Consider the following 12,090-nt stretch of genomic DNA (forward strand, 5'->3'; position numbering starts at 1 on the left):
TCAACATGGTCACCTTATCAAAGCGTGTGCAGTCCGTGTCGCTCTCTGCCAATGCGGCGGCGCGTCAATTGACGCGCCAGCTGAAAGAGCAGGGCGTGGATATTCTCGATCTCACCACCGGTGAGCCAGATTTTGACACGCCCGCGCATATTCGCCAGGCGGCGGTGGCGGCAATGGAAGCCGGTGAAACGCGCTACACGCCAACCAACGGCACCACGCCGCTGCGTAAAGCGGTGCTGGCTAAGCTGAAAAATGAAAATCAGCTCGACTATGAGCTGGCGCAAATTTGCATCGCCAACGGCGCTAAGCAGATTATCTTCAACGCCTTTGCTGCCACGCTGAATGAAGGCGATGAGGTGATTGTGCCGGTGCCGTACTGGCCGACGTTCCCGGATAGCGTGCGTTTCAACGGCGGTGAAGCGGTGCTGCTGGCGTGTCCGCTGGAGCAGGAATACAAGTTGCAGCCGCAGCAGCTGGCGCAGGCGATCAGCGCTAAAACCCGCTGGCTGGTGCTGAACAATCCCGGCAATCCTTCTGGCATGGTGTACAGCGAAGATGAGCTGACCGCGCTGGCGACGGTGCTGCGCGATCATCCTAATGTGCTGATCATGCTGGATGAACTCTACGAGCATATTCTGTTTGATGGCCGTGAACACGTCAGCTTGCTGCACGTCGCACCGGATTTAGCCGAGCGCATTCTGCTGGTGGGCGGCGTGTCGAAAACCTACGCCATGACCGGCTGGCGTATCGGTTTTGGTGCCGGGCCTAAAGCTTTGATTGACGCGATGGTGGTGGTGCAGTCGCAAAATAGCTCCGGTGCCAGCGCGATCAGCCAGGCAGCGGCGGTGGCGGCGTATAACGGTGGACTCGACTTCCTGCCGCCGCAACGCGCAGCTTATCAGGATCGCCGCGATGCGATTATGGCGCTGTTAAAGCCGGTGCAGGAAATTGACGTGCTCAATCCTGATGGCGCGTTCTTTATTTTCTGCCGCTGCGCCGGTTTATTAGGCAAAACGCGTCCCGATGGTCAGAGGATCGAAAGCGAGCAGGATGTGATGAATTATCTGCTCGAAAGCGGAGTCTCTGGCGTGGCGGGCAGCGCGTACGGTTTATCGCCTTATTTCCGCTTGTCGATTGCCACCGATATTGAAACGGTGCGTGACGCGGGCCGCAGAATTGCGCAAGCCTGTGCGGCGCTGAAATAAGCTTACGATTAAAAGACGTCAGATATTTCCTGGGAATTATCTGACGTCTTATCGCCATATCTTCTTCAATGAATTAACAACTTTCCAACACGCCTTTCATCCCGCATAATGCCTTTTTTCATTATTGCCGGTTATTATTTCATGTCTAAATTATCTTTGAATCTGAATACCGCTTTGATCAGCGGTCTGGCTATTTTCGCGCCACTGCACGCCATGGCGAATACAGAAACTTCTCATGCGCCGATTATTATTCAGGGCGCGATGCCGGTTGAAGCGGAGCATTTTGCCGCCAAACTGGAAAACGCGAAAGAGCGCCAGATTGGCGAATGGCGTTTCTGGCAGGGCACGGTTGACGGTTATCCGGTGATTGTTTCTGAAACACTGAAAGGCATGTCGAATGTGGCGGCGGCCACCTCGATTGCGGCGGTGGAATTCAAACCCAAAGCCATCATTAATCAGGGCACTGCGGGCGGTCACGATCCGGCATTACATGTCTATGACATCGTGGTGGGCAAATATTCGGTAAATCTCGGCGCATTTAAAACGCCACACAAGTTACAGGGCGCGGGCAGTAATTCCGTTGAGTGGAAACCGATGGACTTGCTGGCCTCGAAAGGCAGCGCAGGTGAAGACAAAAATGCTCACAGCATTCGCCAGTTTGCTGCCGATCCACTGCTGATGAAAGCGGCCGAGCAGACGATGCCGTCCTACACCAAAGGCAAAGTGGTGGAAGGCGTGATCGGATCGGCGGATGTGTGGAATAGCGAGTTGGATCGTATTCGCTTCTTCCATGAGAACTTCAACACCTCCGTCGAGGAGATGGAAACCGCGTCGGCTGCACAGATCTCATCGCTGTTTAATATCCCGTTTATCGGCATTCGCGTGTTATCTAACAACATCACCAATGACGGAAAGTATGACGCGCAAACTGGTATCGCTTGTCAGGATTATGTTTACGACGTTTTAAAAGCGTATATCAAACAGATTAACGCGCAGAAGTAATAAGTAGAAAACGCAGCACTTGTGCTGCGTTTTTACTGTTCACGCGCTGTACTGCATATCCCCGATTAAATCAGGAAATCATCCATTGAACCGCCAGCTTCCAGTGCGGCTTTAATCGGTGACGGCGTGCGGCCCTGGCCGGTCCACAATTTCTCGTTACCCTGTTCGTCGATGAACTTATACTTGGCGGGGCGCGGAGCACGTTTCGACTTAGGTTTGCTTTCCTGGGTGTTTAATTGCGCCAGGTCACTAATATCAATGCCGTCTTTCAACAACATCTCTTTATACAGCGCCAGCTTTTCTTCTTTTTCGCGCTGGGCTGCAGTTTCTGCTTCCGCTTCTTCACGGCGCTCTGCGACGACCACGGCGAATTTTTCCAGCATCTCTTCTAATGCTGCGATTTCAATATTACGCGCTTCGGCACGCAGCGTACGAAGATTGTTCAATGCTTTGAGTGCATCGCTCATGAATAAATCCTTATTACTAATTTGAAAGTTTGAAGCCGCATATTCTACGAGATTTTTTGCCAAATTAAAATAATCAGACGTGGGCAGAATTGTCTGTAAAATATCCGCTTGATCAGACCTTTCTTTATATTTCGTGACGCTTTCTTAAGCTGTTTAGGTTATTCACGTAACGCGGGAGAGTAATGGGAATAATAGTGGGTGATTTATTCTGCGTTTGAATGCGGCGTGTGTGAAGGTCGCTATGAATGGTGTAATGCCGATCAGTTAAGCGCCATATCAAATCACCGCACCTTACGTAGCGGCGCGATTTATCGCNNTGTGCTCTCGGTAATTAGGGGTTTTGATGTCTTAACTTACGAGCATTGCGCCACGAAAGGCGATCCTTCGATTCAGAATCTCTTCAATTTCACATAGTTGCCGAAAATCCCTTCGCAATCCTTCCTGAAAATAACCTTTATCAACTATTACTCCTTGAAGAATAAGGTTTTTCACCAAATGTAAAAGTGTCAGTAAACCGGTAACAATTTCTTGCATTGGAAATCTTAATGCGTATATTTCTCATTTGCTTTCTTAACGGCTTCCTTACTGTCGTTCCTCTTTCAGACGTCAGCAGCGGTGCCGGAAAAAAATAATGATAAGTTGATCGAGGAATCGTATGTCTTTCAGTGATTTGCGTGTCAGGAAACCCGGCAGTGCGCCTCAGCGTGCGTTGCGTCTCTCTTTACTGGCTGTGATGGTTGCGTCGGGTATCGCGCAGGCAGCAGAGACCACCAATACCGAACAGACGCTGAACGTTGATGCCAGCGCTAGCGCAGATCAGCAACAGCAGGCGGCGCAGGATTACAGCGTGCCGGTGACGCGTGCCGGTACCAAAATGGCGCTCACCGCGCGCGATATCCCGCAATCGGTTTCGATCGTCAGCAAGCAGCGTATGGAAGACCAGCAGCTGCAATCGCTAAACGATGTGCTGAAGAACACCACCGGCATCCACGGCGTCTCTTCCGATATGGATCGTACCAACTACTATTCGCGCGGTTTCATCATCGACAACTATATGGTCGACGGTATTCCAACCGCCTTCGCCTCCCGCTGGAACCTTGGCGATGCGCAGAGCGATATGGCGCTGTATGAGCGCGTCGAAGTGGTGCGCGGTGCTACCGGTTTGCTGACTGGCCCAGGCAATCCATCCGCCTCCATCAACATGGTGCGCAAGCACGCCGATAGCAAAGAGTTCACCGGTAATGTTTCTGCCAGCTACGGCAGCTGGAACAAGCAGCGTTATGTTGCCGATCTCTCTGCACCGCTGTCGCCAGAAGGGAACGTGCGTGGTCGCCTGGTCGCGGGTTATGAAGACAAAAACAGCTTTATCGAACGCTACGGCGCAGACAAAAAGTTCGTTTATGGCGTGGTTGACGCTGATCTGACCGATTCCACTAAACTGTCGGTCGGTTACGAATTCACCCAGGTGAATACCGATTCGCCAATGTGGGGCGGTACACCGCGCTGGTATACCGACGGCTCACAAACGAAGTTGCGTCGTGGTTACAACACCGCGCCGGACTGGGCTTACAACAACAAAGAAAACAAAAAGGTCTTTGTTAACCTGCAGCAGAACTTCGATAACGGCTGGAACATCACGCTTAACGGCACGCACAACGAAATGTTCCTCGACAGCAAACAGCTGTATATCGATGGTTTCTTTGATAAAACCACCGGCGCGGGCTCTTCTTCTTACGCGGGATATCCGGTTATCGGCGGCACCGGCTATAACACCGGCAAACGTAAAGTGGATGCGGTGGATGCCTTCGCCAGCGGCCCATACGAATTGTTGGGACGTCAGCATGAGCTGATGATCGGCGTTAACTACAGCCGTCAGGACAACAAGTACTACAGCTCGTGGGAAAACATCTCCTCCGAAGAGCTGGGTAACTTCAATAACTACAACGGTGATTTCCCGGAATCCAACTGGGATCCGCGCGAACCGGCATCGGATACGCAACTGGTGCGTCAGAAATCTGCTTATCTGGCTACCCGCATCTCGCTGGCCGATCCGCTGCATGTGATTCTCGGCGCGCGCTACACCAACTGGAATCGTCAGACGCTGAGCGAAGAGATGGAGAAGAACAACATCACGCCGTACGGTGGTGTGATTTGGGACTTCTACGACAACTGGTCGGCGTATGCCAGCTACACCTCGGTATTCCAGCCGCAGGATTATCAGGATGCCTCGGGCGGATTCCTGGCGCCGGTGATTGGCAAGAACTACGAAGCGGGCGTGAAATCAGACTGGTTTAACAGCCGCCTGACCACCTCCGTTTCTGTGTTCCGCACCGAGCTGGACAACGTTGGCGAAGCGACCGGGCAAACCAACCCGGAAACGGGCAATGCCATCTATGTGGGTAAAAGTGGCGTAGTAAGCCGTGGCGTAGAGTTTGAAGTTAACGGCGCGGTAACCGATAACTGGCAGATGACCTTCGGCGGTACCAGCTATGTGGCGGAAGATCGCGAAGGCGAGAATTATAATTCTCAGCTGCCACGCACCTCATTCAACCTCTTCACCAGCTATCGCTTGCCGATGCTGGATCAGTTGACCTTGGGTGGCGGCGTGACCTGGCAGTCGAAAACCTACGGCGACATTGGCGGTCCAGACGGCGAAGGCACCTGGCGCGCACGTCAGGGCAGCTACTCGGTGGTGGATCTGTTCGCACGCTACGACGTCACCAAAAACGTCTCGCTGCAGGCGAACATCAACAACCTGTTCGACAAAGAGTACGACACCAACGTCAGCAACGGCGGCATCGTGTACGGCGATCCACGTAATTTCTCAGTTTCGGCTAGCTATCGTTTCTGATAAAGATGCGGGGTGCGCAGGACTGTGTACCCAGCAGTTCTCGGCGGTCGCCATGAATGGCGACCCTACAAGTAATTGACGAGATTTTGTAGGGGCGCCATTCATGGCGACCGTTTCAACCCTTCATCCACTCCGCAATAATCTGCCCATACAACTGCTCGACTTCCCCCAGCTTACTCACCAGACAATACTCATCGGTTTGATGCGCCATCGTCGGTTCGCCCGGACCTAAAATAATGCACGGCGGATCACCCAGCGCGGGCAACAGCAACGAGGCATCGGTAAAGTAGGGCACCACGCGCGCTTGCAACGGCTGCTCGAAAAACGCCTGACAATGACGATAGATCGACTGAATCCATAGATTCTCTTCGGAACTCAACACCGCAGGCAGATCGACCAAAGTGGTGATGTGCACCGCATCGCCCATTAATTCGCCTAACCGCTGGCGAATAGCGGCGTGTTGCAGGTTTGGCGCGCTGCGGATATCAACATCAAACGCCGTGCGATCCGGCACCGAGTTAATATTCAGGCCGCCCTGAATGCGGCCAACGTTGAGCGTCGGTTGCTTCATTAAAGGATGCGGTGCGCCCGGCGAGAAGTGGCGGATTTTGCCTAACGCATCGGCAGCGAGATAGATGGCGTTAATGCCCAATTCCGGCATCGCACCGTGCGCGGTTTTGCCACGCGTCTCGCAGCGCAGCCACAGCGCGCCTTTGTGACCAATCACCGGATAGTTGGCGGTGGGTTCGCCAACGATCAATGCACCAATCTCTGGCAACGTTCCGGCCGCAATCAGCGCCTGCGCGCCATCGCAGCCGGTCTCTTCACCGCCGGTAATCAGCAACACCATGCCGCGCCCGGCGCGAATCGCCGGTTGCTGCTCGATGCAGGCGTGGGCAAAAGCGGCGATGGCCGCTTTCATGTCACTCGAACCGCGCCCATAAAGCCGATCGTCTGCAATCTCCGAACCAAAAGGATCGTGCTGCCACGGCTGATTGCCGAGCGGCACGGTGTCGAGATGCCCGGTAAACGCCAGCGGTTTGCCCGCAGCGGAGCCGCGCATCTGCGCCACAAGATTGCAGCGACCTTCGCCAAACGACGACAGCTGCACCTCAAAACCTTGCTCGCTCAGCCACGCGGCAAAAAACGCCATGCAGGCAGCTTCGTTGCCCGGTGGATTAATGGTGTCGAAGCCGAGCAGTTGCTGAGCGAGTGCCAGTGAAGCGGGCGGCATCAGGCGCGCTCCGTCAGCCAGTCGAAGCAGTTAATCCACAGCTGGCGATAGCCGGGCCATTGGGTAAACTCTTCCGGCAGCCAGTGCGCCGACATATCGCTGGTCCACACCAGCGAACGGCCTTGCTGATATTCCCGCACCGCTAATAAAGGGTGCGCTGTCCCGGCGACGGTCGCCAGCAGCGTGCCTTCAGGCTGCATCTCCACCTCGTTGTAGCCCAGCATCCACGGCCATTCGCCGGAGATGTTATCGAACAGCGCATGTGATTGCGTCATCTCCAGCGTGGAACCTTCCGGCGTTTCGATGCGGTCATCCAAGGCAAGGCAGCGCACCGGCAACACCTTTTCCACCAGCGTATTGCGGAATCGCGCGCCGCCGTTGATGCCCTGAAAACTGAAGTAGCCGCCGATCATCATCAGGCTGCCGCCAGCGGCGACGTAATCGTGGATCAATGCCAGGCGATTGGCGGTACGACGGCTTTTCAGCCAGGTATCGGGATGCAGCAGCAGCGTGTTGGCACCGATATCCGACAGAATAATCACATCCCACTTTTGCAGCCCTTCGAGCGTCAGCGGAAAATCGGTGGCGGCGGCATGCGCGGGCATGTGCGTAATGGCGTAATCGCTATCCTTCAGCGCCGCGATGAAATCGCTGGCACCGCTGTGCCAGGTGGCGGTGGAGAACTGGTCAAAGCCTTTGATGTGGTTCGAGGTGCTGGTCCAGGATTCGCCCACCAGCAAGACTTGTTTCTGCATGATATTTTCCCTTTTACCCGCCAAATACACGCTGCGGGTTAGCAATCATTAAGGTTTCGAGTTGTTCGCCGCTAACGCCGTGACGTTTCAGGCGCGGGACAAAATGTTTGAGGATGTAGCCATAACCGTGACCGCCAAAGCGCGTCAGCATGGTTTTCAGGAACACATCCTGCGACAGCAAAATCTGCTGAATGTAGCCGTCATCAATCAATTCGCAGATGGCGCGCGCGTTCTCTTCATCGGAAGGCGATTGCGCGGATTCATCAGCGTAGTAATAGCTCATGCCGATCATGTCGTATTCGAGGAACACGCCGCGGTCGGCCAGTTCACGCTGATAGATCTTATCGGCAAAGCTGGGATTCATATGGCACAGCACGGTGTGACGCAGATCGGCACCTTCCTGCTGCAGAATATCCAGCACTTTGTGACCTAAACGCTCCCAACCCGGCAGATGCACCTGAATCGGCACGCCGGTTGCCGCACTGGCGCGTCCGGCGGCACGCAGCGACTTCTCTTCATCGGCAGTAAAGCGGCTGGAGATACCGATCTCGCCGATCAATCCGGCGATCACCTCGGGTTTCTCCGCGGCGCCGCCAAGGTCAAAAATCAGCTTCTCGGTGAGTTGCTCAACGCTGATGCTCTTTACCCATTCCGGATGCGACGGCTCCAGATATAAACCGGTGCCCATCACGATGTTGAGCCCGGTTAAGCGCGCGATGCGTTGCAGCCCTTTTGGATCGCGGCCAATGCCGATGTTGGTGGGATCGACAATGGTTTCGCCGCCCAGCGCGCGATACTTCATCAGCTCGTCAATCGCCATATCGACATCAAACAGCTGGCAGTTATCGCGGCTCATCAGCGGGTTCATGTTGAGTTCGCCGAGGTTCTCCATTTTCACCGGCATCTCAGCGATATGACGATCGCTGCAACAGCAGGGCGGCACCCATTTGCCCGACGCATCCAGCAAAATGTGTTCATGCATCAAGGTAACGCCCATCTCGGCCAGCGGCAGCGGCCCTAAAACCGTCATCACATGTCCGCTGCTCACGCCAAGCGGTAACGGATCCGCATGGCGAAAAATCGATCCTTTCATGAGCTATCCTTTTGCCGGTGCGCGAGTGGGATTGAGAATGCGGGTGTTGAGCCAGATGGCGAGCAGAATGATGGTGCCGGTCGCGATTTGCGTATAGAACGGCGAGATGTGCGACAGGATCAGCCCGTTCTGGATAATCGCAATCGACAGCGCGCCCAGCAGCGTGCCGATAATGGTGCCGAAGCCGCCAAACAGGCTGGTGCTGCCGAGCACCACGGCGGCGATCACCTGCAACTCAAAGCCTTCGCCCTGATTGGATGAGCCGCTGCCGAGACGCGCGGTGATGATCATCCCGGCCAGCGCCGCCGCCATGCCGCTGATAATGTAGACCTTCATGGTAACCGCTTTGGTATTGATACCGCTGCGGCGCGCGCCTTCGGCATTCGAACCAATCGCCGTCACGTAGCGACCAAAGCGCATGTGATTAAGCACAATATGCCCGGCGAACAGCACCACAATGCCAATCAGCGCCGGCATCGGAATGCCCAGCACCCACGCGCGGCCCATAAAGGTAAACAGGCTGTCGGCCGGCACCGGAATCGAGTAACCCTGAGTGACCAGCAGCGCGATCCCGCGCACCACCGCTAACGTAGCCAGGGTGACGATAAACGCCGGAATCCCCTCAAAGGCGATAAAGAAGCCGTTGATGGCTCCAACCAATCCGCCCAGCAGCAGTCCGCCAATTAACACCACCGGCCACGGCAATCCCCAGTTATTTAGCGCGATAGCCGAAAGCGCGCCGACCAGCGCCAGCGTTGAACCCACCGATAAATCAATGCCGCCGGTGGTGATCACCAGCGTCATCGCGGTGGCGACGATCAGCAGCGGCGCGCTTTGACGAATGATGTTCAGCCAGTTGGTGCTGGAGAGAAAGTTGCTGGTGATTAGCGAAAACACCACGCAGCAAAAGATGAAAAACAGCGCAATGCTCACCACGCCCGAATGGTTGTGCAACAGGCGACGCGGTAGCGAATGCTGGATCATGCGCGAACTGCTTAAATTCATGATGCTCATCCCGTTACCTCAGTGTGCAGCCGCTGAGTGAGCGGTAAATTTCTCACCCACGATCAAATTAACGATATCGCTTAAGCTGGTATCCGCCACGCGCCGGTCCGCCACGTTGGTGCCTTCGTACATCACCATGATGCGATCGCACACCAGGAACAGATCCTGCAGGCGATGGGTGATGAGGATAACGCTGACGCCGCGCGCCGAGACGCGGCGAATCAACTCCAGCACCGCTTCCACTTCTGCCACCGCTAAGGCAGCGGTGGGTTCATCCATGATCAGCACTTTCGGTTCGAAGGCGGCGGCGCGCGCAATGGCGATCGCCTGACGTTGGCCGCCCGACAAATTGCGCACCAGCAAGCGCGTATCCGGAATCGAAATGCCCAAACCTTTCAGCATCTCGCGCGCTTCGGCGTGCATTTTCGCCTGATCGAGAAAGGGAATGCCGAGCACGCTTTTCATCGGCTCGCGGCCCATAAACAAATTGCCGGCGACGTCCACCGTGTCGCACAGCGACAGATCCTGATAGACCATTTCAATATGGCAGCGGCGCGAATCGGCCGGATTGGTGAAGTGTTGCTGTTCACCGTCGATGCGAATGGTGCCGCTGGTGGGCACCACCGCGCCGGAGAGCACTTTGGTCAGCGTCGATTTTCCCGCGCCGTTGTCGCCGACTAAGCCCAGCACTTCGCCCGGCGCCAGTTGCAGATTGACGCCGCGCAAGGATCGTATCGAACCGTAAGTTTTAGTGATGTTAATCATCTCTACCCGCGCTGGGGTAGCGTGTGGCTGCTGCATCTGAACACTCCCAATCGGTTGCCGGGAACTTGACCTGTTAGCGCAGCAATGCTTTAACTGACACGATTTACACGCTAGTAAACCGGTTTACCTGTCAGTTAAAACACTGGCTGCACTTCCAGAGCAATGGGTTACAACGATATTTGTTTGCCGCTGGGAACGTTGCAGCTTCTGTGCCAGGTTAGAATTTAGTCAGTTTGGCCTGCATTAAATGCAAGAAGATTCAGCAGGTTAAAATTTTATTGTTGAGTAAACCGGTTTACCTCGCAGTACTGAACTTCGCTTCATTGATCAACTTTTGCGCCAAAGCTGTGCAATTTTGCGCCACGGTGGATCAGGGCAGGCGGATTTGGATCGAATCGCGTCCCACCCATTCAACGGGCAGACGCGTTTCCAGCGGGATATTCACGTCGTTATTCAGCAGGCGCAGCATGATGTCCACGGCGGTATAACCCAGTTCGCGCGCGGGTTGGCGGATGGTGGAGATGCGCGGCTGCGTCAGGTCGGTGTAGTTGGCATCATCAAAGCCGACCAGCGAAAGGGCATCCGGTGCCTGTAAGCCGCTGGCGCGTAAACCGTCCAGCAATCCCAGCACCAGATAATCGCTGGCCGCAAACACCGCGGAAGGGCGCGGCGACTGGCTGAACAGCCGCTGCAAAGCCTGCTGACCGAACTCGCGCTCGTAGTTGCCGTACATCACCCATTCAGCAGGCACCGACAAACCGGCCTGCTTCATCGCGGTGCAGAAGCCGAGATAACGTTCGCGCACGCTCATCAACTGTTCCGGGCCACCGATAAAGGCGATGTGGCGATGTCCGGCGGCGATCAGCTGTTCGGTGGCGATGCGTCCGCCCTGCACGTTGTCGGCAAACACTTTCGGCACGCTGCTGCCGGGAATATCTTCATCGAGCAACACAATATGCTGATGGCGCTGAATCTCTTTACGCAACAAACCGTTATCCGGTCGGTTGGTGGTGAACAGCAGGCCATCCACCTGGCGCGTATCCAGCCAGCGAATGAACTGTGCTTCTTTGTCGGGATTATTGCGGGTGATGCACAGCACCAAACTGTAACCGCGTGCCGACGCTGCCTCTTCTGCGGCATCAGCCAGTTCGGCAAAGAAGGAGTTGGTGATATCGGGCAGCACCAAACCCAGGGTTTCGCTGCCACCTTTGCTCAGGCGTCGCGCCAGGCTGTTGCCGCGATAATCCAGCTGGCGAATCGCCGCTTCGATGCGGTCAATTGTCTCCTGCGGCAACACGATGCTGTGATTCATATAGCGAGAGACCGTGGCTTTGGAGAGCCCGGCTAATTGTGCCACGTCGGATAACAACACGCGTTTTGAATTCATGTTCCTCGCCATTATTACATCGGGATCATTGTGTGGGGTTTGCAAGGTCGCCATGAATGGCGTAATACCGCACAGTTAAGCATTAGTTTGCATATGTATGAAGGTGCGCATGAATGCGCACCCTACGAAAAACGCGCCAATCCTTTGTAGGGTCGCCATTTATGGTGACCGAAAGATGCTTAACTGACGAGCACTACGCCATGAATGGCGACCCTACGCGTTAATCATTACACATCGCCAGCCAAATAAACACTTGACAAAAATATTTACTCAGCGAATTGTATGCACAGTTTACCGCATTACCGGGAATCACTTCCCAAACCGAC

The 12,090-nt window shown here is 55.0% G+C and carries 10 protein-coding genes; 3 read left to right on the forward strand and 7 right to left on the reverse strand.

Annotation, left to right across the window (positions count from 1 at the left end; translation table 11 throughout):
• Nucleotides 1-5 precede the first annotated feature (5 nt).
• Together HX773_RS14330 and HX773_RS14335 are read left to right on the forward strand one after the other, a co-directional pair.
• Nucleotides 6-1,205, forward strand: coding sequence for an aminotransferase class I/II-fold pyridoxal phosphate-dependent enzyme (locus HX773_RS14330; protein WP_176972076.1), 1,200 nt, complete (start codon nucleotides 6-8; stop codon nucleotides 1,203-1,205).
• A 141-nt stretch (nucleotides 1,206-1,346) separates the two neighbouring features.
• Nucleotides 1,347-2,207: a 5'-methylthioadenosine/S-adenosylhomocysteine nucleosidase gene (locus HX773_RS14335; protein ID WP_176972077.1), complete on the forward strand. Its 861-nt coding sequence runs from the start codon at nucleotides 1,347-1,349 to the stop codon at nucleotides 2,205-2,207.
• A gap of 65 nt (nucleotides 2,208-2,272) precedes the next feature.
• Here the strand turns inward: HX773_RS14335 and HX773_RS14340 are convergent, their stop codons facing one another.
• Nucleotides 2,273-2,674, reverse strand: a complete 402-nt coding sequence (locus HX773_RS14340) for an H-NS family nucleoid-associated regulatory protein (RefSeq protein WP_176972169.1) — start codon at nucleotides 2,672-2,674, stop codon at nucleotides 2,273-2,275.
• A gap of 655 nt (nucleotides 2,675-3,329) precedes the next feature.
• Between HX773_RS14340 and fhuE the strand changes: the two genes are divergently transcribed.
• A complete protein-coding gene (gene fhuE / locus HX773_RS14345) occupies nucleotides 3,330-5,525 on the forward strand; it encodes a ferric-rhodotorulic acid/ferric-coprogen receptor FhuE (RefSeq protein WP_176972078.1) in 2,196 nt (731 codons plus the stop codon).
• Between the two features lie 115 nt (nucleotides 5,526-5,640).
• Here the strand turns inward: fhuE and HX773_RS14350 are convergent, their stop codons facing one another.
• From HX773_RS14350 to HX773_RS14375, 6 genes are all read right to left on the reverse strand, one after another.
• Nucleotides 5,641-6,759 (reverse strand): M20 family metallopeptidase, encoded by a 1,119-nt coding sequence (locus HX773_RS14350; protein WP_176972079.1) that lies wholly within the window; start codon nucleotides 6,757-6,759, stop codon nucleotides 5,641-5,643.
• A complete protein-coding gene (locus HX773_RS14355; protein ID WP_176972080.1) occupies nucleotides 6,759-7,514 on the reverse strand; it encodes a glutamine amidotransferase in 756 nt (251 codons plus the stop codon). Before HX773_RS14355 ends, HX773_RS14350 begins: the two co-directional genes overlap by 1 nt.
• 13 nt (nucleotides 7,515-7,527) lie before the next feature.
• On the reverse strand, nucleotides 7,528-8,607 hold the full coding sequence (locus tag HX773_RS14360; protein ID WP_176972081.1) for a phosphotriesterase: 1,080 nt from the start codon (nucleotides 8,605-8,607) through the stop codon (nucleotides 7,528-7,530).
• Nucleotides 8,608-8,610: 3 nt separating this feature from the next.
• Nucleotides 8,611-9,612: an ABC transporter permease gene (locus HX773_RS14365; protein WP_162129959.1), complete on the reverse strand. Its 1,002-nt coding sequence runs from the start codon at nucleotides 9,610-9,612 to the stop codon at nucleotides 8,611-8,613.
• 18 nt (nucleotides 9,613-9,630) lie between these two features.
• Nucleotides 9,631-10,377, reverse strand: a complete 747-nt coding sequence (locus HX773_RS14370) for an ATP-binding cassette domain-containing protein (protein ID WP_176972170.1) — start codon at nucleotides 10,375-10,377, stop codon at nucleotides 9,631-9,633.
• 370 nt (nucleotides 10,378-10,747) lie between these two features.
• Nucleotides 10,748-11,776, reverse strand: a complete 1,029-nt coding sequence (locus HX773_RS14375; RefSeq protein ID WP_110867209.1) for a LacI family DNA-binding transcriptional regulator — start codon at nucleotides 11,774-11,776, stop codon at nucleotides 10,748-10,750.
• Between the last annotated feature and the right edge of the window lie 314 nt (nucleotides 11,777-12,090).

The organism is Pantoea sp. B9002 (genome assembly GCF_013385945.1).
Classification (GTDB): domain Bacteria; phylum Pseudomonadota; class Gammaproteobacteria; order Enterobacterales; family Enterobacteriaceae; genus Pantoea.